Source organism: Kribbella sp. NPDC059898, from assembly GCF_042730855.1.
Taxonomy (GTDB): Bacteria; Actinomycetota; Actinomycetes; order Propionibacteriales; family Kribbellaceae; genus Kribbella.
The window spans coordinates 378,346-400,152 of the sequence record NZ_JBHWKR010000006.1; the positions used below are offsets into that span (position 1 = coordinate 378,346).

Genomic DNA, 21,807 nt, shown 5'->3' on the forward strand with positions numbered 1-21,807 from the left:
CACAGTGTGGTTTAGCGTTCGGCTCATGGTGTTGCATGTGCTCGACCTGGTCGGGATCTTCGTGTTCGGGATCACCGGCGCACTGGTCGGCGTACGGAAGAAGCTGGACGTCTTCGGCATCCAGGTCCTCGCGCTCGTCACCGGTCTGGGCGGCGGCTTCATCCGCGACGTACTGATCGGCCAGACGCCCCCCGCGGCGCTCCGCGACTGGCGGTACCTGGTCGTGCCGATCGTGGCCGGCCTGATCACGTTCTTCCTCCATCCTGGGATCGGCCGCGTCGAGCGGCTGGTGAACATCTTCGACGCGGCAGGGCTTGCCCTGTTCTGTGTCACCGGTGCGCTGAAGGCGATCGACTTCGGCCTGTCGCCGATCTCGGCCGCCCTGCTCGGCATGCTGTCCGGCATCGGCGGGGGAGTACTCCGCGACGTGCTCAGCGGCCGCGTCCCCGTCGTACTCCGGTCCGAGATCTACGCCACGCCCGCCCTGCTCGGCGCGGGCATCGTCGTCATCGCGGCGTGGCTCGAGTACCACGCGTTGTGGGTCCCGATCTTCGCCGCGCTGACCTGCTTCGGGATCCGGCTGCTCGCCATCCGCCGCGGCTGGAACGCACCGCTACCCCGTAATCCGTAACGGCGGCGCCCACTCGTTGATCACGGCAACCAACTCGATGTAGCGGTCCCAGCGCTGGTCGACGTGCCGGCGGAGCGCGATCAGGCTGCTGCGGTACTCCGGATCGGGGCGTAACGGGTCGTCGCCGGCCAGTGCGTGGTAACCGCTCGCGAGGTTGCGGATCGTCGTCCGGAAGCCCTCGTCGGCGATCAGCGCGGTCAGCTCGAGCCAGGCGGACACCTGCTCAGGAGTGGCGTCGTCCGGTAGGACGGGCGTGAGGTTCGCGTGGACGGCGGGTTCGACGCCGTGCAGCGTCGCCTCGAGGAACTCGGTGATCAGGGCGCGGCGGTCCTGCGCGGTTTGCTCGGTCATCAGGTGAAGGTCCTCCAGGTGCGGGTGCTGGGCCAGGACCGTCAGCAGTGCGTGCTGGCGTTGCAGCGTGCGGAGCTGGATCGCGAGCGCGTCCGCGTGGGTGGCGGCGACCTCGGCGATCGAGCGCTCCTGCCGGAGCACCGCGCTGATCGTCGGCAGGTCGAGGTCCAGCGCACGCAGCGTCCGGATCAGGCGCAGCCGGGCGACGGCGGTCTCGTCGTACCGCCGGTGGCCCGCCGAGGTCCGGTAGGACGCGAGCAGGCCGAGCTCGGAGTAGTGCCGCACGGTCTTCACCGAGACACCCCCGAGCCGGGCCAGCGCACCGATCGAATGGTCCATGCCCGACACTCAAACACCTCCCCTAACAGGAGATGCAAGCCTAGTTGTGGGCGAATCGTTCTTTCGGCCGGGCGAAGGTGATCGAGACGCCCGCGACGATCGCACAGGCGATGCCGACCCCGAACGGGACCCAGTACGCGTTCGACGGACCCCAGACGTCGACCGCGTGCCCGGCGGCCGCGTTGCCCGGCGCGACGCCGAGCAGGATGCCGGTGACGGTCCAGGTGATCGCCTCGGTCAGCCGCTCCGGTGGCACCCACTCCTCGACGCACGCGGTGACCGCGACCATGGTCGGCGCGATCGTCATCCCGCAGCAGAACAGCACGACGCCGAGCAGCGGGATGCTGTTGACCCAGGGGAGCGGCGCCAGCGTGATCGCCAGCGCGATCGTGCCGAGCAGCAGCCGCCGTTCGACCGGGGCGCGCCAGTGCACCGAGCCGTACCAGAGTCCCGCCAGCAGACTGCCGAACGCCCAGATCGCCAGGACGACACCGGCCAGGCCGGCCCTGCCCTTCTCGGTGGTGAACGCGACCGTGATCACCTCCGCGCCGCCGAGCGTCGCGCCGAGCCCGAGCCCGATCAGGCTGAGCAGCATGATCGACAGCCAGGGGAGCGGTGCCTGTTCGGCGCCGTTCGCCTTGCCGCGGCCGGGCGGGTCGGACGCGCGCAGCATCGCCAGCCAGATCCCGCCCGCCAGCCCCAGTACGCCGGCCGCGGACAAGGCGGCGTACGGGCTGACCTGGGTCGCGAGCGTGGTGACCAGGACCGGGCCGACGATGAAGACGACCTCGTCACCCACCGCCTCGAGCGCGAACGCGGTCTGCAGCGCCCGCCCGCGGCCGAGCAGATGCGTCCAGCGCGCCCGCACGAACGATCCGACCTGCGGACGGGTGCCGCCGGCAACGAACGACAGCACGTACAGCACCCAGGTAGCCGCACCGGCACGGACGGCGACGAGCAGTCCGGCGAGACCGACCGTACAGGCGACCGACCCGATCAGGATCAGCCCGCGCTGACCGAACCGGTCGACCAGCCGGCCCTGGATCGGGCCGGTCAGCGCGCCGGCAATCACGGCCACGCCCGACACCGCGCCGGCGAGACCGTACGAGCCGCTCTCCTGGGCGATCAGGATGACGATTCCGAGGCCGATCATCGAGATCGGCATCCGCCCGAGGATGCCGGCCGCGGAGAACGCGCCAGCGCCGGGACGGCGCATGAGATGGATGTAAGGCTTGAGCATGAGAGACCGGGAGCAGCTTAGGTCATCCGCGTCTGAGAAGCTTGGAATATGTCGCCAGCTGCACCCCCGTACGACGCCGTCCTGCTGCTCTCCTTCGGCGGGCCCGAGAAGCCCGAGGACGTGCTCCCCTTCCTGCAGAACGTGACCCGCGGCCGCGGGATCCCGGACGAGCGGTTGAAGGAGGTCGGCGAGCACTACTACGCATTCGGCGGGAAGAGCCCGATCAATGACCAGAACCGGGCCCTGCTGAAGGCGCTGCGGGAGTCGTTCGACGAGGTCGGGCTGGACCTGCCGATCTACTGGGGCAACCGCAACTGGGCGCCGTACCTGACCGGCACGATGCGCGAGATGGCGGCCGATGGCGTACGCCGGGCCGTGGTGATCGTCACGTCCGCGTACCCGTCGTACTCCGGCTGCCGGCAGTACCGGGAGAACCTGGAGGACGCCGCCCGGGACATCCCGGACGCGCCGCGGATCGACAAGCTCCGGCACTACGCGAACCACCCGGGCTTCGTCGGCGCGTTCGTGGAGTCCACCGCCGAGGCGCTGAGCAAGCTCCCGGACGGTTCGGCGATCGCGTACGTGACGCACTCGATCCCGACCGCGATGAACGCCACCAGCGGCCCGGACGGCGACGGGTACGTCGACTGGCACAACGACGTCGCCGCCTCGATCACGGCGGAGCTGGAACGCCGGACCGGTCAGCAGCGCCGTACCGATCTGGTCTATTGCTCGCGGTCCGGGCCGCCGCAGGTGCCGTGGCTGGAGCCGGACGTCAACGACCACCTCGAGGTGCTCGCCGCCGAGGGGCAGCCCGGCGTGGCCGTCGTACCGATCGGGTTCGTCAGCGACCACATGGAGGTCATCTACGACCTCGACACCGAGGCCGCGAAGACCGCCGCGAAGCTCGGCCTGCCGATGGCCCGGGCCGCGACCCCGGGGACCGATGAGAAGTTCGTCACCATGCTCCGCGACCTGGTGGTCGAACGGGCCGCCGCCGAACGCGGCGAGGAACCCGACCGCCCGTGCGTCGGCAAGCTCGGCCCGGCCTGGGACGACTGCCGCCACGACTGCTGCCCAGCCCTGCGCCGACCTGTAAGCCGACCGAAGGACCACGCATGACCTCCCCCGAAGAGTTGCTGAAGCTCGCTGTCGACGTGGCGGAGGAGGCGGCGCGGCTGATCGTCGAGCGCCGCCGCGGCACGATCACCGTCGCCGACACGAAGAGCACGGTCACCGACGTGGTGACCGCGGTCGACCGCGAGTCCGAGGAGCTGATCCGCGCCCGGGTGCTGAAGGCCCGGCCGGACGACTCGTTCCTCGGCGAGGAGGGCGACGACGTGGTCGGCACCAGCGGCGTGCGCTGGGTCGTCGACCCGATCGACGGCACGGTCAACTACCTGTACGACCTCCCGACGTACGCCGTCTCGATCGCGGTCGAGCAGGACGGGAAGACGGTCGCGGGCGTGGTGGTGGACGCGCCGAAGGGCGAGGTGTTCACCGCGACGCTCGGTGGCGGTGCGTACGCCGACGGCAAGCCGATCCAGGTGTCCGGCGAGACCGACCTGGCGAAGGCGCTGGTCGGCACCGGCTTCGGGTACGACCCGGCGCGCCGGCAGGTGCAGGCCGAGGTGATCCAGCACCTGATCACCAAGGTCCGCGACATCCGCCGGATCGGGGTCGGCGCGATCGACCTCTGCTACGTGGCGTGCGGCCGGCTGGACGTGGTGTTCGAACGCGGGCTGAACCCGTGGGACTACGGAGCGGGTGCGCTGATCGCGGCCGAGGCCGGGGCGGCCGTCGGCGGTCTCAACGGCGCTCCGGTGTCGCCCGAGATGTCGATCGCGGCCAGCCCGGCGCTCTTCGGGCCGTTCCACGACCTGCTGGCCGGAGCGGACCCGTTGCGTGCTTAGAGTCGCCTGAGTGTTCGTTTCTGCGCAGTATCGCGCATTAACGAGCATTCGTGTGTTCGGTCCTGACATTTGTGGCGACACGCGGGTCACACCATGGACCCAGTCGTGCATTGCGGACCTTTATAGGGCACAATCCCGTCCTCGGGAACGGTGATTGCCGGTCCCGGCCTGGCTGTCAAGGGTTTCGGGGGACGAAAGTTCAGCGCGGTGCTCCGACGCGGAATTTCTCGGCCGCTCCACCCGTTCAAGGGCTCAGCAGGCAACACCACGGGTACGAAGAGGGCAGGGAAACACCATGGCGACTGATTACGACGCCCCGCGCAAGACGGACGAGGACGCTTCCGAAGAGTCGATCGAGGAGCTCAAGACTCGGCGTCACGACAAGAACTCCGGCAAGGTCGACGAGGACGAGGCCGAGGCGGCGGAGAGCTTCGAGCTGCCCGGCGCGGACCTGAGCCACGAGGAGCTGGCGGTCCGGGTCCTCCCGCGCCAGGCCGACGAGTTCACCTGTTCGAGCTGCTTCCTGGTTCACCACCGCAGCCAGCTCGCCGAAACGAAGAACGGGCAGCTGATCTGCCGCGACTGCGCTGCCTGAGCGGAAGCCCTTCTTCGTCTGCAAAGACCAGCGGGACCGTCCCACGATCGTGGAACGGTCCCGCTGTGCTGTCTTGTTACGCCTCGTCGTCCTTCGTGATGCTCTTCCGCAGGGTGTCCTCGTCGTAGCCGGGCGGGGCGTAGCCGGTGGACTTCAGCCAGTACGCCGCCGCCCGCCGCTCGGCGAACAACCGGGCTGCCGCCGCGGCTCCGGCGCTGACGGCCGCCCAGGTCGCGACCTCGGCGTACCCGCCCTGCCCGTTCTTCGGCGGCTTGCCGCCGGATCCCAGCTTCCAGGCCGTGCTGACCGCCTTGCTCGCGGCCAGGCCCACCACGATCGTGAACGCGGCTTGCACCAGCTTCCAGCCGATCTTCGCTCCGACCACTGCAAACCCTCCTCGTACGACTGCTGACAGTCAGGATCTTCCCACGCTGTGCCCACTCAGCGCGGCAGCAAGCCGATCGGGGTGCCGCGTGGCGATCAGCCAGTACGGCGCCGGGTCGCCCGGGTCGGTGATCCGCACCCGGACGGCGCCCGGGATGTAGCTGCGCAGCACCAGGTACGCCTTCGGGTCGCAGTCCCGCCCGAACGCTGTCCGCACCGCGTCCCCGGTCAGCGCCTCGACGTCTCCGAGGTACGACCGGTCGATCTCGGCCCGCCCGGCGCGAAGCTTCTGCGCGTCGACCTCGACGCGCGCGCCGCCGTACCGCAGGAACAACGTCAGCAGCAGGACCGCCGCGAGGCCGCCGACGATCACCCCGGCGGGCGTTCCGGCCGGCACGGCGACGATGACGAACAGAGTGATCACGGTGGCGGCGGCGATGATCCACCACGACACCGGCACCCGCAGACTCTCGCGATAAGTTCCCACGGGGACAAGGATAGGGTCGCCTCTTGTGACCGAGGTACTCATCCAGCGACTCGACCCCGACCTCCCGCTGCCCTCCTACGCGCATCCCGGCGACGCCGGCGCGGACCTGGTGGCGGCCGCCGACCTGACCCTGAAGCCGGGGGAGCGCGGCCTGGTCGGCACCGGCATCGCGATCGCCCTGCAGGACGGGTACGCCGCGTTCGTGCACCCGCGCTCCGGGCTGGCCGCCAAACACGGCGTCTCGATCGTCAACGCCCCCGGCACCGTGGACGCCGGCTACCGCGGGGAGATCAAGGTCAACCTGATCAACCTCGACCCGGCCGCCGAGGTGACGGTACGGCGCGGCGACCGGATCGCCCAGCTGATCGTCCAGCAGGTCTCGAAGGCGCGGTTCGTCGAGGTGACCTCGCTGCCGGGGTCCGCGCGCGGCGACCAGGGGCACGGGTCGACCGGTGGTTTCGGAGATGTGACACGCTGATCAGGTGCAGCCGTTGACCTGTCGGATGCGCGAGACTACGGCGCGGTGCCAGCGCCCGTACCAACATCGAGGAAGTAGGCAAGAGCTGTGATCTTCCGCCGTAAGGGCAAGAACGAGCCCGAGACGAGCGAGACCGTCGAGGAGACGCCGGACGTCCGCGCCGCGGGCCCGTTCGACTCGACCGAGGTCGAGGAGGCCGACCTGGAGTCCGGCGAGCGGATCGACCTGGGCGCGCTGCAGGTCACCGGGATGCCCGGCATGGAGCTTGGGCTGCAGGTCGACGAGCAGAGCGGCGTCGTACAGGCCGTGCTGCTGATGCTGGACGACTCCGCGCTCGAGCTGCGGGCGTTCGCGGCGCCGAAGACCAGCGGCATCTGGGACGAGGTACGCCAGGAGATCATGGACGAGGCCGCCCGGATGGGCGGTACCGCGACCGAGACCGACGGCCCGTTCGGCACCGAGCTGGTGCTGGTCGTGCCGGTCGAGGACCCCGAAGGACAGGTCTTCAGCCAGACGTCCCGGGTGATCGGCGTCGACGGCCCGCGCTGGCTGCTCCGCGGTACCGTCCTGGGCCGCGCCGCCGTCGAACCGGACGCCGCGACACCGATGGAGGAGACCCTGCGGAACGTCGTCGTGGTCCGCGGGAACGAGCCGATGGCGGTGCGCGAGTCGCTGCCGCTGCGGCTGCCCGAGGGCGCTCAGCCGAACGACACCGAGCAGGCCTGACCGGACTACACTCGACGTCATGGGCAGCAACAAACCCGAGGGGCTGTGGAAGCGCGCCTTCCGCGGCCTGGCCGGGGACCGCGACCAGCAGGACGCGGAAGTCCTCCAGGACTTCGCGCAGGACTGTGGTGCGCGCTCCATCACCGGCTGCCACGACCGGGAGCTCGTCACGCTGTACGGGACATTGCGCACCATCACGTTCAGCCCGCGCGGCGGCGTACCGGCACTGGAGGGTGAGTTGTACGACGGAACCGGCACGGTCAAGCTGATCTGGCTCGGCCGCCGCAAGATCGGCGGCATCCACGCCGGCTCGGAGCTGATCGCCTCCGGCCGGATCGGCGTCGTCGACGGCGACCGGGTGATGTTCAACCCGCGCTACGAGCTCCGGCCCCAAGAAGCCCATGGCTGAGCCGGCCGCGCCGTCCGCGGCACCGAAGGGCATCGGCAGCTGGGTCGGGATGATGGTCGACGTCGGCCTGCCCTGGATCGCGTTCACCCTCGTCTACGGCTTCAGCGACCACAACCTGAAGCTCGCGCTGATCGTCGCGATCTCGGCCGCCGCCGTCGTCGCGCTGTACCGGCTCGTCCGCCGCAAGCCGATCGCCAGCGTGATCGCGGGCTTCATCGGCGTACTGATCTCCGCCTGGACCGCGCACCACACCGGCCAGGCCCAGGACGCCTTCCTCCCCGGCATCCTGCTGAACGCCGGCTACGGCGTGCTGTACCTGGTGACGATCCTGTCCCGCTACCCGCTCTTCGGGTTGCTGTACGGCGTGATCACCCAGACGTGGCTCGGCTGGCGCAACGACCCCGACCTGTTCCGCGGCCTGAACCGGGTCACCATCGTCTTCGCCAGCCAGGTCGGCATCCGCCTGGTGATCATGGTCCCGCTCTACCTCGCCCACAACGTCAACGCCCTGGGCATCGCGAAGATCGGCCTCGGCCTCCCGTTCTACGCCGTCACCCTGTGGGCCGCGTACGCCGTACTCCGCGCGTCGATGCCGCCGGAGAAATGGGACGAGGTCAAGGACAACTTCACCCACCTGCTCCGCGGCACCAAACCCGAGACCAAGCCAGAAGAACGCGCCTGACCCGCGCGTGCGGGTTTACTCGCCGCGCTGGTGGTGCGGGGAGAGCATGACTTCCAGTTGTTCTTCGGTTTCGTCGGCGGCTACGAAGAGGAGTTCGTCGTTGAGCTCCAGGGTGCCTTCGGGGTCGGGGCGGAGGACGCGGCCTTCGCGGAGGATGACCACCAGGGCGGTGTCGAGGGGCCAGTCGACGTCGCCGACGCGTTGACCGATCATCGGGGAGTCTTCGGGCAGGGTGAGCTCGACCAGGTTCGCGTCGCCCTGGCGGAAGGTGAACAGGCGGACCAGGTCGCCGACCGAGACGGCTTCCTCGACCAGCGCGGACATGATGCGTGGGGTGGACACCGAGACGTCGACGCCCCAGGCCTCGTTGAACATCCACTCGTTGCGCGGATGGTTGACCCGGGCAACGGTCCGGGGTACGCCGAACTCGGTCTTGGCGAGCAGCGACACGACCAGGTTGACCTTGTCGTCGCCGGTGCTGGCGATCGCGACCTGGCAGCGCTGCAGTGCGGCCTCCTCGAGCGAGGAGAGTTCGCAGGCGTCGGCGAGCAGCCATTCGGCCCGCGGTACGGACTCGGCCTTGATCGCGCGCGGGTCCTTGTCGATCAGCAGCACCTCGTGGCCGTTCTCCAGGAGTTCGCCGGCGATCGAACGACCGACGTTCCCGGCTCCGGCGATGGCGACCCGCATCACAGCTCCTCAGGCTTGGTGCCGAGTTGGGACTCGATCGTCGCGGCGTCCCGTTCCAGCATCACGACGTGGACAAGGTCACCTTCTTGGATGACGGTGTCGGCCTTGGGCAGCAGGCCCTCGCCGAGCCGGGTCAGGAACGCGACGCGCGCGCCGGTGGCCTTCTCGATGTCGAGGGCGACCCGGCCGATCCAGTCGGCGTGGACGTGCACCTCGGCGAGCCGGACCGTGCCGGAAGGGTCTCGCCACTCGGGCTCGGAGCCTTCCGGGAGCAGCCGGCGCATCATCTGTTCGACGGTCCAGCGGACGGTGCCGACGGTGGGGATGCCGAGCCGCTGGTACACCTCGGCGCGGCCCGGGTCGTAGATCCGGGCGACCACGTTCCCGATCCCGAACGTCTCGCGCGCCACCCGGGCGGCCAGGATGTTCGAGTTGTCGCCGTTCGAGACCGCCGCGAACGCCTCGGCGTCCTCGATCCCGGCCTCGATCAGGATCTCCCGGTCGAAGCCCATCCCGACGATGGTCCGGCCGGTGAAGGCGGGGCTCAGGCGCCGGAACGCGTCGGCCGACTGGTCGATGATCGCGACCGTGTGACCGCGTTTCTCCAGACCGCGCGCGAGCATCGACCCGACGCGGCCGCAGCCCATGATGACAACGTGCACGTGGTGATCACTCCTTGCCCCGGGAAGGGGCCGCTGGCTCGGTTCGGCAGGGATAGACGCTACACCGGAACTGGTGGCCCTCTAACATCACCGGTGTGACTCCCGCTCTCGGCGATATCGGCAAACGGCTGCTGCTCGGACGCAAACTGCGCAGCACCCAGCTGGGTGAGACCCTGCTGCCGAAGCGCATCGCCCTCCCGGTGTTCGCGAGCGACGCGCTGTCGTCGGTCGCTTACGCCCCCGACGAGGTCTTCCTGACGCTGTCGATCGCCGGTCTGGCGGCGTACAGCTTCTCCTGGAAGATCGGCCTGCTGGTCGCGTTCGTGATGCTCGTCGTGGTGGCGTCGTACCGGCAGAACGTGCACGCCTACCCGTCCGGCGGCGGTGACTACGAGGTGGCGACGGTCAACATCGGCCCGACCGCGGGCCTGACCGTGGCGAGCGCGCTGATGGTCGACTACGTGCTGACGGTCGCGGTGTCGATCTCGTCCGGTGTCCAGAACGCGAAGTCGGCGCTGCCGTTCCTGGAGGGTCACGAGGTACCGCTCGCGGTCGGGCTGGTGCTGTTGCTCACCGCGATGAACCTGCGCGGCGTCCGCGAGTCCGGGGGCGTGTTCGCGGTGCCGACGTACATCTTCATGTTCTCGATCATCGGGATGGCGATCTGGGGACTGGTCCGGCTCGCCGCCGGCAACCTCCCGCCGGCCGAGAGCGCCGGCTTCGAGGTCCGGCCGGAGGGCGGGCACGAACTGTTCAGCGGGCTCGCCGCGGTGTTCCTCCTGGCGAGGGCGTTCTCGTCCGGGTGTGCGGCGCTGACCGGTGTCGAGGCGATCAGCAACGGCGTACCGGCGTTCCGCAAGCCGAAGAGCAAGAATGCCGCGACCACGCTGTTGCTGCTCGGCACGATCGCGGTGACGATGCTGATGAGCATCCTGTTCCTGGCCAGCAAGATCGGTCTCCGGTACGCCGAGAACCCCGCCACCCAGCTGTACCGGAACGGGCAGCCCGTCGGTGACGGCTACACCCAGAAGACCGTGATCGGCCAGATCGGCGACTCGGTGTTCTCGAACTTCCAGCCGGCCTTCTACGTGGTGATCGGCGCGACGATGCTGATCCTGGTGCTGGCCGCGAACACCGCGTTCAACGGGTTCCCGGTGCTCGGCTCGATCCTGGCCCGCGACGGATACCTGCCGCGCCAGCTGCACACCCGCGGCGACCGGCTCGCCTACAGCAACGGCATCGTCCTGCTGGCGCTCTTCGCGATGGCGCTGATCATCGCGTTCGACGCCCAGGTCACCAAGCTGATCCAGCTGTACATCGTGGGCGTGTTCGTCAGCTTCACGCTCAGCCAGTTCGGGATGATCCGGCACTGGACACGGCACCTGAAGACCGAGACCGACCCGGCGAAGCGGCGGCACATGTTCCGCTCCCGGATCATCAACACGGTCGGCCTGACGATGACCGGCGTGGTGCTGGTGATCGTGCTGCTGACCAAGTTCACCCACGGCGCCTACATCGCGATCATCGCGATGGCCGTGCTGTTCGTGCTGATGAAGGGCATCCACCGGCACTACGAGACGGTCCGCCGGCAGATGTCCGCCGAGGACGACGAGCCGCTGATGCTGCCGTCCCGGGTGCACTCGATCATCCTGGTCTCCAAGCTGCACCGGCCGACGCTGCGGGCGCTGGCGTTCGCCAAGGCGGCCCGCCCGTACACGCTGGAGGCCGTCACCGTCGACGTCGACCGCGACGAGTCCGACGCGCTGCAGGCCGAGTGGGACGCTCGTGGCATCCCGGTTCCGCTCAAGCGGCTGGCCTCGCCGTACCGGGAGATCACCCGGCCGATCCTGCAGTACGTCCGCGACATCCGGAGGCAGTCGCCGCGCGACGTGGTGATGGTCTACATCCCCGAATACGTGGTCGGGCACTGGTGGGAACACCTGCTCCACAACCAGAGCGCACTGCGGCTCAAGGGGCGGCTCTTGTTCACACCTGGTGTGATGGTTACGTCCGTTCCTTACCAACTGCTCTCGTCGCAGGGGGCCGAGGAGCGGCAGGACCGGGTGGAACGGGTGGCCGGCCAGGTACGGCGCGGTGCCCGCAAGGCGTCAGGAGATCGGTGACAGACGAGAACGACAGTCTGGTCGGAACGGTAGTCGAGCTGGAGGTAGGTCCAGTCGCGCACGGGGGGCACTGCGTCGCCCGGCACGAGGGGCAGGTGGTGTTCGTCCGGCACGCACTTCCGGGCGAGCTGGTGCACGCCCGGATCACCGAGCAGACCGCGAAGTACCTGCGGGCCGACGCGGTGTCGGTGCTGACACCGTCGCCGCAGCGGATCGAGCCGCCGTGCCCGTACGCCGGGCCCGGCCTGTGCGGCGGCTGTGACTTCCAGCACGCGAACATCGTGGAGCAACGCCGGCTGAAGGCGACCGTGGTGTCGGACACGCTGCGCCGGATCGGGGGCATCGAGCGGACCGTGGTGATGGAGTCGCCCGGTGACGACGGGCTGGGCTGGCGGACGCGGATGCGGTACGCCGTCGTGGACGAGCGGCCCGGGATGTACGCGCACCGCTCGCACGACCTGATCCCGATCGACCGGTGCCTGATCGCGCATCCGGGGACCCCCGACGTACTGGAATCACGGTGGCCGGGCGTGTCGTCGGTGCAGGCCGTGGTGTCGTCGGAGGGCAAGACCGCCGTACAGACGGATCTGGACCCGGGGGAGCGGCTCGTCGAGGTCGTCCGCGACCGGCGGTTCCTGGTGGAGGCCGGTGGGTTCTGGCAGGTGCATCCGGCGGCGCCGGAGACGCTGGTGGACGCCGTACTGAGTGGGCTGGAGCCTGCTGAGGGTGAGACCGCGCTTGACCTCTACTCAGGGGTCGGGCTGTTCGCGGCGTTCCTGGCCGAGGCAGGGTGTGCGGTCTTGGCCATTGAGGGCGACAAGGACGCCGTACGGAACGCTCGGCGCAACCTGCACGACCTGGACGGGGTCACGCTGGAGAACGGCGACGTCGACCGGGTGCTGAACGCGGCCGCCGGACAAGGCCTGGAGCATGTCGACCTGGTCGTCCTCGATCCGCCGCGGACCGGGGCCGGGAAAGACGTCGTACGGCGGATCGCCGCGCTCGGGCCGCGCCGGGTGGCGTACGTGGCGTGCGATCCGGCGGCGCTGGCGCGGGACCTGAAGACGTTCGGGCGGCTCGGGTACGGGATCGCGTCGCTGCGCGCGTTCGACCTGTTCGGGATGACCCACCACATCGAGTGCGTCGCAGTACTGGAGCCTGTGGACAGCTGAGTGGTCAGCGGGGGAGGCCTCGGGTAGCGTCTGGGGCTGGATTCCAAATGCGCTTGGAGACCTGATGCCGCTCGTTGACCTGGACGACCCGGAGGAGTTGCGCGCCCGCTGGTCCGCACTCGCCGCGGTCTCCCATGCCACGGGCTTCGACCGGCGCTGGTACGCCGACGCCGACGGGTACCACCACCAGGACGAGACCGCGTCCGTGCTGCGGATGGCCCGGCTCGCGGACGGGCGGGCCGTGCTGTGGGGGTTCCACACGCAGCACAGCCGGACGGCCGGGGAGGACCTGCTCGCCGGTTCGCCGGACTGGATCGGGCAGCCGGAGGTGCGGCAGCGGCAGGCGGCGGGCGAGCTCGGGTTCGTGTACGGCGCGTTCAACTCGACCTGGGCGCGGGCGTCGTACCCGGGGGATCCGTGGCAGCCGGTGGACGACGGGTTCGCGCCGATCGGGCAGTGGATCACCTCCGACGAGGCCGCCGCGGACGAGATGATCGAATGGGTCGCGGAGTGGGCCGATTATCTCGGTGGGCTGGACGAGTTGCGGCCTTTCGGGGTCGCGCTGATCCAGGCTGGGGTGTCGGCGGAGTCGCTGGGGGACTTCTTCGGGCATTTCGAGATCGATCCGCGGTCGCCGTTGCAGCCGGATCTGCCTGCCGGGCTCGCGGCGGCAGAGGATTTCGCCCGGAACTTTGCAGAACCGGCAAGTTTCACCGCAGCCCCTGACACAGCCGAGGTCTCGGTCGTTGAACCACCCGTGACTGGAGACACCCCGCTGGCGGACGAGGACGAGTCGTACGTCGTACCGCCCGGCATCAGCCCCTTCACCGGGCAACCACTCCCCGCCGCACTCCCCGCCGCACCGCCGGCGGAGGCCGCGCCTGACGATCCGGCGTCCGGGAAGCGGCAGGGCTGGCTCCGGCGGCGCAAGCACGATGCGCCGGTGGACGAGCCGGTGGACGGGGAGCAGCCGCCGTACGACCCGGCGGCTCCGGGGACCTACATTCCGGACGACACGCCCAGCTCCGGGCTGCCCATCCGTCATCCGGCGCCGGGCGGCTACACCCTCCCGTCGTCCGAGCCTCCTCGGGTAGGCGGCGGCCAGTACGAAGGCGAGGACTTCTACAACAGCCTCTTCGCCGACGCCCCCGCCGCGGCCGCCCCCGCACCCGACCAGGACTGGGAAACCGCCGAACAACCGTCCTGGCCCGACCAGCAGGCGACCAGCGCCTACACCCCCTTCACCGACGACACCCCCGCCCCGGAGTGGACCGGCCCCCGCTGGGTCAACGGCGAATGGATAGAAAACCCACCCGCCCCACCAGCGAGCACTCCGTCCCCCGCCACACCCCCCACAGCCGACGCCCCTCCCACCTCCCCGTTCGCCCCGTCGTCCTTCACCCACCCCCCGACGCCCAGCGCACCCCATGCGCCCACCAACCCTGCGGACGACACCCCCACCGGCTCGCCATTCACCTCACCGGCAGGTGCGCCGCGCGGTGGCCCCCATTCTTCGGACGACGTGCCAACCGGCTCCCGGTTCGCACCGCCACCCCCAACCGCCGGCCAATCTGCGGCAGGACACCCCGGGCCGTCGCTGAACCGCCCGCCGTCGGACGACGAAGTCCCCACCGGCTCGCCGTTCGCCCCGTCAGCCTTCGCCCAGGCCCCGGCGCCTGGCGTACCCCACGCGCCCACCGACCCCGCAGACGACACCCCCGCAGGCTCCCCGTTCGCGTCGCAGGCTGGCGCGTCGCGCCGTCATGCCGACTCTGCGGACGAGGTGCCCACGGGTTCGCCGTTCGCCCCGTCGACCTTCACACGCCCCCCGGCATCTGGCGCATCTCCTGCGCCCACCGACCCCGCGGACGACACCCCCACCGGTTCCCCGTTCGCGTCGCGGGCTGGTGCGCTGCTCCGTCACGCCGACTCTGCGGACGAGGTGCCTACCGGTTCGCCGTTCGCTTCGTCGGCCTTCGGACAGGCCCCGGCTCCTGGTGCGGGCCATGCGCCCACCGGCCCCGCGGATGAGGTGCCAGCAGGCTCTCCGTTTGCGCCGGGGGTTGGTTCGGTTGCTGGGGTGGGTGCGGATCTTGAGGACGATGACGCGCCTACAGCTGAGATCGCGGCGGTTCTCGACGAGGGGCCTGTGGACGCGGGTGAGGAGGAGCTCGCTTCGTTTACCGGGCCGTCTCCGTTTGCGCCCGTGTCTGGTAGGCCTGCGGACGCGGCAGTGGATGTGGCCCATGAGCCGGCTGAGCAGTTCACCGGCGGGCAGCTCGCGGCTGGGCGTGACCGGGGGGACGACGTACTGCGGGCTGGAGGTGGGTCGTACGTCGGCGGGGAGGCGTCCGCGTCGGGTTCCGCCGGCTCGGAGCTGGATCCGGATGATCAGACCGCGGAGATTCCTGCCGTGCAGGTCGACGCGGATGCCCGTGATGCTGCGGGGGGCGGAGTACCTGCGGGCGAGCGGTACGAGGTTGAAGGTCAGGTAGAGCCTTACCCTCAACCGCAGCCGTGGCCGCAACCTCACCCCGAGCCCTGGCCCCAGCCGGAACCACACCCGGCCCCCTGGCCCGAGCCCACCCCACCAGTACCCGGCCCGACACCTGGCCCAAGCCCGGAGCCCGTCCCCGGCCCAGGCCCGAGCCCGGTACCAGGACCGGAGCCCGTCCCGGGTCCCGAGCCGATCCCAGGACCCGAGCCCGTGCCTGGGCCGGAGCCTGTTCCTGGGCCTGAGCCTGTCCCGGAGCCTGAGCCTGTCCCGGAGCCATTCCCGGATCCTGAGCCCGACCCGGTGCCGCAGCCGGGGCCCGAGCCTCTGCCGGAGCCGTTCCCGGATCCTGAACCTGATCCCGCCCCGTCACCGGAGTCCGAGCCGTACCCGCGACCCGAGCCTGCCCCGGAGCATCAGCCCGAGGTGCAGCCGGTGGCCGGCGCGGAGAGCGCGCCGCACGGCGACACACGGCGGGCGTACGAGGACGCACGGACGTACGCCGACGCATCGGATGCGGCGTACGACAGTGCGCAGGCCCATGGCGACCAAGCGCGTCCTGCGCACGGCGATGGACCGGCGTCCGGCGACGCGGTGGGTGCTGGGGACCGTCATGTGCGGGCGTACGGCGATCCAGCGGGTGCGGCGTACGGGGATGGACCGGCGTACGGCGACGCGGCGGGCGTTGGCGACCGTGATGTGCGGGTGTATGGCGATGCAGTGGGTGGGGCGTACGGCGATGGAGCGGCGTACGGGGACATGGCGGGTGCTGGGGACCGCGGTGCGCGGGCGTACGGCGATCCAGCGGGTGCGGCGTACGGCGATGGACCGGCGTACGGGGACGCGGTGGGTGCTGGGGACCGTGATGTGCGGGTGTATGGCGACCCCGTGGGTGCTGGGGATCGTGGTGCGGGGCGGGTGTTGGGCGAGGGGCGTCGGGGCGATGGTGACCTCGGGGATGCGGCGTACGAGGGTGCGGACCGTGACGACCTGAGGCGGGGGGACGGTGCGCTTGCTGGTGGGGTGGTGGCGTGGGGTGGTGGGGACTCGGAGGATGACACGCCTACCGGGGCGTTGCCTGTAGTCGACGGGTTTGAGGCGCAGGGGAGTGACGGCCGGGAGCTGAACGGGCACTCGGCGGAGGTGCGCGCGGGGGATGGCGACGGCTCGGGTGGTGCTGTGGCGGCGATGGTGGTGCCTGGGCTGGGGTTGCTGGGGGGTGGTGGGCCTCGGGTTGTGCCGGAGACGGGGTCGATCGAGGAGGCTATGCGGGCCGAGGTGGAGCGGCCTCGGCCTCGGCCGGGGGAGTCGGAGGCGATGGAGGCGTTGCGGGCCTGGTGCCGGGCTCGGACGGCGGTTGTGCCGTCGGGGTTCACGATCCAGGTGCAGGTGCTCGATCCGAACGCTCCGTCGTACCGGTTCGATCTGGAGCCGCCGGAGGTGGACGATCCGGAGTTCGCGGCCGACCGGCTCAGCGGGCTGCTGGGGGACCTGTGGCTGACCGAGGCGCGGAGTGAGCAGGGTGGCTGGTTGTTCGCGCGGATCGACGCGGCGGGGCGGACGGTGCGGATCGACCGGTGGTACGACCAGGTGCCGGACTGGTGGGACAACCCGGTCGAGGAGCGGCTCGACGTGAACGGGCTGGTCCGCCGGCTGTACGACCGCGGCCCGGAATGGCAGCCGTCGTACCTGGAGAAGCTGTACACGAGCGCGCGATAGCGTTGGCGCCATGCTTCTCAGGATCTTCACCGAACCTCAGCAGGGCGCGTCGTACGACGACCTTCTCGCCGTCGCGCGCAAGACGGAGGAGAACGGGTTCGACGCCTTCTTCCGTTCCGACCACTATCTCGTGATGGGCGACGGCGACGGTCTTCCGGGGCCGTCCGACTCGTGGATCACGCTCGCGGGGCTGGCCCGCGAGACGCAGCGGATCAAGCTCGGCACGCTGGTCAGTTCGGCCACGTTCCGCAACCCCGGCGTACTGGCGATCTCGGTCGCGCAGGTCGACCAGATGAGCGGCGGCCGCGTCGAGCTCGGGCTGGGCGCCGGCTGGTACGAGGCCGAGCACAAGGCGTACGGGCTGGACTTCCCGGACACCCCCGGGCGGTTCGACATCCTGACCGAGCAGCTCGAGCTGATCACCGGGCTGTGGGACACACCGGTCGGGGAGAAGTACAACTTCGACGGCGAGCACTACCAGATCTCCGACTCGCCGGCGCTGCCGAAGCCGGTGCAGCAGCCGCACCCGCCGATCATCATCGGCGGCGCCGGCAAGAAGCGGACGCCCGCGCTGGCCGCGAAGTACGCCGCGGAGTTCAACGCCGGCTTCCGCAGCGTCGAGGAGACCGCGACGTTGTTCAAGCGCGTCCAAACGGCCTGCACCGAGGCCGGCCGCGACCCGAAGACCCTCGCCCTGTCCACCGCACATACCGTGATCGTCGGCAAGGACGACGCCGAGGTGAAGCAGCGCGCCCAGGCCATCGGCCGCGAGCCCCACCCCGAGAAGGACATCGCCGGTACGCCGGCCCAAGTCGTCGACCGCCTCGGCCAGTACGCCGCCGCGGGGTCGGACCGTCAGTACGTGCAGATCCTCGATCTGCAGGACCTGGAGCACCTCGACCTGATCGCGTCCGAGGTTCTTCCACAGGTTTCATAACGCATCACGAAGTTGGCTCGATGTCATGTATCTTGATATCGAGAGAGTTTACGGACTGGACAGAGGAGCAGGTTGATGGCGAGCGTCGACAGCTTCGGTGCCAAGGGGGCACTCGAGGTCAACGGGCAGTCGTACGAGATCTTCAGGTTGGCGGGCATCGAGGGTGCGGACACACTGCCGTACTCGCTGAAGGTCCTGCTCGAGAACCTGCTGCGCACCGAGGACGGCGCGAACATCACCGCCGAGCACATCAGCAAGCTCGGCCACTGGGACCAGAACGCGGCCCCGGACACCGAGATCCAGTTCACCCCGGCCCGGGTGATCATGCAGGACTTCACCGGCGTCCCGTGCGTGGTCGACCTGGCCACGATGCGCGAGGCTGTCGGTGAGCTCGGCGGCGACCCGACCAGGATCAACCCGCTGGCGCCGGCCGAGCTGGTCATCGACCACTCGGTGATCATCGACGTGTTCGGTACGCCGGACGCGTTCGAGCGCAACGTCGAGTTCGAGTACGGGCGGAACAAGGAGCGCTACCAGTTCCTCCGCTGGGGCCAGACCGCGTTCGACGAGTTCAAGGTCGTCCCGCCGGGCACCGGCATCGTGCACCAGGTGAACATCGAGCACCTGGCCCGTACGGTGATGGTCCGCGACGGGCAGGCGTACCCGGACACCTGCGTCGGCACCGACAGCCACACCACGATGGTGAACGGCCTCGGCGTGCTCGGCTGGGGCGTCGGCGGCATCGAGGCCGAGGCCGCGATGCTCGGCCAGCCGGTCAGCATGCTGATCCCGAAGGTCGTCGGCTTCAAGCTGACCGGGGCCGTCCCGGCCGGCGCGACCGCGACCGACGTGGTGCTGACGATCACCCAGATGCTGCGCAAGCACGGCGTGGTCGGCAAGTTCGTCGAGTTCTACGGCGACGGCGTCGCGGCGGTGCCGCTGGCGAACCGCGCCACCATCGGCAACATGAGCCCGGAGTTCGGCTCGACCTGCGCGATCTTCCCGATCGACGACGTGACGCTGGCCTACCTGCGGCTGACCGGCCGCTCCGACGACGACGTCGCGCTGGTCGAGGCGTACGCCAAGGAGCAGGGCCTCTGGCACAACCCGGCCGTCGAGCCGCGCTTCTCGGAGTACCTCGAGCTGGACCTGTCGACCGTCGTTCCGTCGATCGCCGGGCCGAAGCGGCCGCAGGACCGGATCGAGCTGAGCAAGGCCAAGGAGTCGTTCCGCGGCGTGCTGCCGGACTACGCGGCCGAGGAGAAGGACGTCGACCCGTCGGAGACCGGCAGCTTCCCGGCCAGCGACGCGCCGAACGGCCACGGCCACCCGGACGACAACCCGCACACCGTTGCCGCCGGCAAGGACCGGGTGTCGAAGAAGACCACGGTCAGCCTGAACGGCCAGGATGTCGAGCTCGACCACGGCCACGTCGTGATCGCCAGCATCACCTCCTGCACCAACACCTCGAACCCGTCGGTCATGCTGGCCGCCGCGCTGCTCGCGAAGAACGCCGTCGACAAGGGCCTCGCCTCGAAGCCGTGGGTGAAGACGTCGCTCGCGCCCGGGTCGAAGGTCGTCACCGACTACTACGAGAAGGCCGGCGTCACGCCGTACCTGGACAAGCTGGGATTCCAGCTGGTCGGCTACGGGTGTACGACCTGCATCGGCAACTCAGGCCCGCTGCCCGAGGCGGTGTCCGCCGGTGTGCAGGAGGCGGACCTCGCGGTCGTCAGCGTGCTGTCCGGCAACCGGAACTTCGAGGGCCGGATCAACCCGGACGTGAAGATGAACTACCTGGCGTCGCCGCCGCTGGTGATCGCGTACGCGCTGGCCGGCACCATGGACTTCGACTTCGAGAACGATGCCCTGGGCAAGGACACCGACGGGAACGACGTGTTCCTGAAGGACATCTGGCCGAGCGCGGACGAGGTCGAAGCGACGATCGCGAGCTCGATCAACAAGGAGATGTTCACGAAGGACTACGCGGACGTGTTCGCCGGTGACGAGCGCTGGCAGTCGCTGCCGACGCCCGAGGGCAAGACGTTCGCCTGGGACGCCGAGTCGACGTACGTCCGGAAGCCTCCGTACTTCGACGGGATGGCGAAGGACCCGTCGCCGGTCACCGACATCGCCGGGGCGCGCGTGCTGGCGAAGCTCGGCGACTCGGTCACCACCGACCACATCTCGCCGGCCGGTTCGATCAAGGCCGACAGCCCGGCCGGCAAGTACCTGGCCGAGCACGGGGTGGACCGGAAGGACTTCAACTCGTACGGTTCCCGCCGCGGCAACCACGAGGTGATGATCCGGGGTACGTTCGCGAACATCCGGCTCCGCAACCAGATCGCGCCGGGCACCGAGGGCGGCTTCACCCGCGACTTCACCAAGGCCGACGCGCCGGTGACGACGATCTACGATGCCGCCCAGGCGTACGCCGCGGAGAGCACCCCGCTGGTGATCCTGGCCGGCAAGGAGTACGGCTCCGGGTCGTCCCGTGACTGGGCCGCGAAGGGTACGGCGCTGCTCGGCGCGAAGGCCGTCATCACCGAGTCCTTCGAGCGCATCCACCGGTCGAACCTGATCGGCATGGGCGTCCTGCCGCTGCAGTACCCCGACGGCCAGAACGCGGAGTCCCTCGGCCTGACCGGCGAGGAGACGTTCGACATCACCGGCGTCACCGCGCTGAACGACGGCTCCGTCCCGCGGACGGTGCACGTCAAGGCGACGTCGCCCGACGGCGGCGTGCAGGAGTTCGACGCGGTGGTCCGGATCGACACGCCCGGTGAGGCGGACTACTACCGCAACGGCGGCATCCTGCAGTACGTCCTGCGGTCGCTGATCGCGGGCTGACGCGAGCCGGTCGACGATGAGCAGAAGCACAGGTGCGGACGACGCGGTCGTCCGCACCTGGTTCGAAGAGGAGGGCTGGGGCGTCCTCGACAGCCCCAGCACGCCAGGCGGCTGCTGGACGCACTACTCGGTCATCGAGGCCGAGGGGTACCGCACGCTGACCCCTGGAGCAACGGTCCAGCTTCGCTGGGAACACCCGGGGCAGGACGGCTACGACTACCGCGCCTGCTGGGTGAAGCCCTGAGCCGAAGGCGTTCCTCGCGATTGTCGGCGGGGCACGGTTTACTGGCGGGATGAGTGTGAGGGACTCCCCGCGCGACGTGGTGCGGGCTGCGTGCGCGCGGTACGGCGAGGACACCGTGATCGACTGGTGCGTCGCGTTCCTCAGCGGCCAGGTCGGCGGCGCGGAAGCGTACGGCGCCGCGCTGCCGAAGCTCGTGGCGATCACCGGCGCTGACAACCCGGGTGGGTGGAAACAGCCTGTCGATCCGGTCAACTACTACTGGATCCGGGTGTGGGCGGCTCGCGTGTTCCTGTATGTCTGGCGCGACGATCTCGTGGACGTACTGCGCCAAGCCGCTGGGGACCCGGCGTGGCGGGTGCAGGAGCACGTCGCGAAGATCACTGCGCAGCGGGAGCTCGGCCAACTCGTCGACGTACTGCTGCCGCTGCTCGACCACGAGCTGCCCCGGGTGCGGGCGGCCGCGGTGCGGGCGGTCGGGGCCGCGGGGGAGTACGAACACGCCGACGCGATCCGCCCGCTCGCGGACGACCCCGACCAGACCGTCCGCGCGGCCGTCGAACGTGCGCTCACCAAGCTGGAGGACCGCCTTGACCGACCCGTCCGCTGAACGTCGCCATCCCGCTGTCTCCGGTCCGCCCGCGACCGATCGGGCGAGCGGAGCGATCTCCGCCCGCCCGGCGA

21 protein-coding genes are annotated in these 21,807 nt (G+C 70.0%); 15 read left to right on the forward strand and 6 right to left on the reverse strand.

What is annotated here, in order from left to right; all coding sequences use genetic code 11:
- Nucleotides 1-25: 25 nt before the first annotated feature.
- Nucleotides 26-631 carry a trimeric intracellular cation channel family protein gene (locus ACFV9C_RS21690; protein WP_380196086.1) on the forward strand — a complete coding sequence of 202 codons (606 nt, stop codon included), beginning with the start codon at nt 26-28 and terminating at the stop codon, nt 629-631.
- Here ACFV9C_RS21690 and ACFV9C_RS21695 read toward each other — a convergent pair.
- Nucleotides 614-1,321 carry a MerR family transcriptional regulator gene (locus ACFV9C_RS21695; protein WP_380196088.1) on the reverse strand — a complete coding sequence of 236 codons (708 nt, stop codon included), beginning with the start codon at nt 1,319-1,321 and terminating at the stop codon, nt 614-616. The two genes, ACFV9C_RS21690 and ACFV9C_RS21695, sit on opposite strands and share 18 nt — an antisense overlap.
- A 40-nt stretch (nt 1,322-1,361) precedes the next feature.
- Nucleotides 1,362-2,537 (reverse strand): MFS transporter, encoded by a 1,176-nt coding sequence (locus ACFV9C_RS21700; protein WP_380196090.1) that lies wholly within the window; start codon nt 2,535-2,537, stop codon nt 1,362-1,364.
- 72 nt (nt 2,538-2,609) lie between these two features.
- On the opposite strand from ACFV9C_RS21700, the gene ACFV9C_RS21705 reads away from it, so the two are divergent.
- The 3 genes from ACFV9C_RS21705 (at nt 2,610) to ACFV9C_RS21715 (ending at nt 5,069) form a co-directional block, all read left to right on the forward strand.
- On the forward strand, nt 2,610-3,683 hold the full coding sequence (locus ACFV9C_RS21705) for a ferrochelatase (RefSeq protein WP_380196092.1): 1,074 nt from the start codon (nt 2,610-2,612) through the stop codon (nt 3,681-3,683).
- Nucleotides 3,680-4,474 carry an inositol monophosphatase family protein gene (locus ACFV9C_RS21710; RefSeq protein ID WP_380196094.1) on the forward strand — a complete coding sequence of 265 codons (795 nt, stop codon included), beginning with the start codon at nt 3,680-3,682 and terminating at the stop codon, nt 4,472-4,474. Before ACFV9C_RS21705 ends, ACFV9C_RS21710 begins: the two co-directional genes overlap by 4 nt.
- A gap of 295 nt (nt 4,475-4,769) precedes the next feature.
- The gene (locus ACFV9C_RS21715; protein WP_130379292.1) at nt 4,770-5,069 is read left to right on the forward strand and encodes a DUF4193 domain-containing protein; all 300 of its coding nucleotides are present in this window, start codon (nt 4,770-4,772) and stop codon (nt 5,067-5,069) included.
- 76 nt (nt 5,070-5,145) lie between these two features.
- On the opposite strand, the gene ACFV9C_RS21720 is transcribed toward ACFV9C_RS21715, so the two are convergent.
- Both ACFV9C_RS21720 and ACFV9C_RS21725 read right to left on the reverse strand, forming a co-directional pair.
- Nucleotides 5,146-5,454 carry a DUF4235 domain-containing protein gene (locus ACFV9C_RS21720; RefSeq protein WP_380196095.1) on the reverse strand — a complete coding sequence of 103 codons (309 nt, stop codon included), beginning with the start codon at nt 5,452-5,454 and terminating at the stop codon, nt 5,146-5,148.
- Nucleotides 5,455-5,484: 30 nt separating this feature from the next.
- Nucleotides 5,485-5,940: a DUF3093 domain-containing protein gene (locus ACFV9C_RS21725; protein ID WP_380196097.1), complete on the reverse strand. Its 456-nt coding sequence runs from the start codon at nt 5,938-5,940 to the stop codon at nt 5,485-5,487.
- A gap of 25 nt (nt 5,941-5,965) precedes the next feature.
- On the opposite strand from ACFV9C_RS21725, the gene dut reads away from it, so the two are divergent.
- The 4 genes from dut to ACFV9C_RS21745 all read left to right on the forward strand — a co-directional run bounded on the left by dut (nt 5,966) and on the right by ACFV9C_RS21745 (nt 8,235).
- A complete protein-coding gene (gene dut / locus ACFV9C_RS21730; protein WP_380196099.1) occupies nt 5,966-6,418 on the forward strand; it encodes a dUTP diphosphatase in 453 nt (150 codons plus the stop codon).
- 87 nt (nt 6,419-6,505) lie between these two features.
- Nucleotides 6,506-7,144, forward strand: a complete 639-nt coding sequence (locus ACFV9C_RS21735; protein WP_380196101.1) for a DUF3710 domain-containing protein — start codon at nt 6,506-6,508, stop codon at nt 7,142-7,144.
- A gap of 19 nt (nt 7,145-7,163) precedes the next feature.
- Nucleotides 7,164-7,553: an OB-fold nucleic acid binding domain-containing protein gene (locus ACFV9C_RS21740; RefSeq protein ID WP_325035842.1), complete on the forward strand. Its 390-nt coding sequence runs from the start codon at nt 7,164-7,166 to the stop codon at nt 7,551-7,553.
- The gene (locus ACFV9C_RS21745) at nt 7,546-8,235 is read left to right on the forward strand and encodes a DUF3159 domain-containing protein (protein ID WP_380196103.1); all 690 of its coding nucleotides are present in this window, start codon (nt 7,546-7,548) and stop codon (nt 8,233-8,235) included. The genes ACFV9C_RS21740 and ACFV9C_RS21745 overlap by 8 nt, the downstream gene beginning before the upstream one ends.
- 15 nt (nt 8,236-8,250) lie before the next feature.
- Here ACFV9C_RS21745 and ACFV9C_RS21750 read toward each other — a convergent pair whose 3' ends face one another.
- Entirely contained in the window at nt 8,251-8,925 is a 675-nt protein-coding gene (locus tag ACFV9C_RS21750) for a potassium channel family protein (RefSeq protein WP_380196105.1), read from the reverse strand.
- A complete protein-coding gene (locus ACFV9C_RS21755; RefSeq protein WP_380196106.1) occupies nt 8,925-9,587 on the reverse strand; it encodes a potassium channel family protein in 663 nt (220 codons plus the stop codon). Before ACFV9C_RS21755 ends, ACFV9C_RS21750 begins: the two co-directional genes overlap by 1 nt.
- Before the next feature lie 95 nt (nt 9,588-9,682).
- On the opposite strand from ACFV9C_RS21755, the gene ACFV9C_RS21760 reads away from it, so the two are divergent.
- The 7 genes from ACFV9C_RS21760 to ACFV9C_RS21790 all read left to right on the forward strand — a co-directional run bounded on the left by ACFV9C_RS21760 (nt 9,683) and on the right by ACFV9C_RS21790 (nt 21,733).
- A complete protein-coding gene (locus ACFV9C_RS21760) occupies nt 9,683-11,710 on the forward strand; it encodes an APC family permease (protein WP_380196108.1) in 2,028 nt (675 codons plus the stop codon).
- Nucleotides 11,707-12,882: a class I SAM-dependent RNA methyltransferase gene (locus tag ACFV9C_RS21765; protein ID WP_380196110.1), complete on the forward strand. Its 1,176-nt coding sequence runs from the start codon at nt 11,707-11,709 to the stop codon at nt 12,880-12,882. The genes ACFV9C_RS21760 and ACFV9C_RS21765 overlap by 4 nt, the downstream gene beginning before the upstream one ends.
- A 64-nt stretch (nt 12,883-12,946) precedes the next feature.
- Entirely contained in the window at nt 12,947-17,095 is a 4,149-nt protein-coding gene (locus ACFV9C_RS21770; protein WP_380196112.1) for a hypothetical protein, read from the forward strand.
- 10 nt (nt 17,096-17,105) lie between these two features.
- On the forward strand, nt 17,106-18,032 hold the full coding sequence (locus tag ACFV9C_RS21775; RefSeq protein WP_380196114.1) for an LLM class F420-dependent oxidoreductase: 927 nt from the start codon (nt 17,106-17,108) through the stop codon (nt 18,030-18,032).
- Nucleotides 18,033-18,107: 75 nt separating this feature from the next.
- Nucleotides 18,108-20,882 carry an aconitate hydratase AcnA gene (gene acnA, locus ACFV9C_RS21780; RefSeq protein WP_380196115.1) on the forward strand — a complete coding sequence of 925 codons (2,775 nt, stop codon included), beginning with the start codon at nt 18,108-18,110 and terminating at the stop codon, nt 20,880-20,882.
- A gap of 16 nt (nt 20,883-20,898) precedes the next feature.
- Complete coding sequence (locus tag ACFV9C_RS21785) at nt 20,899-21,126, forward strand: cold shock domain-containing protein (protein ID WP_380196117.1); 228 nt, start codon at nt 20,899-20,901, stop codon at nt 21,124-21,126.
- Between the two features lie 49 nt (nt 21,127-21,175).
- Nucleotides 21,176-21,733, forward strand: a complete 558-nt coding sequence (locus ACFV9C_RS21790; protein ID WP_380196118.1) for a HEAT repeat domain-containing protein — start codon at nt 21,176-21,178, stop codon at nt 21,731-21,733.
- Nucleotides 21,734-21,807: the final 74 nt, after the last annotated feature.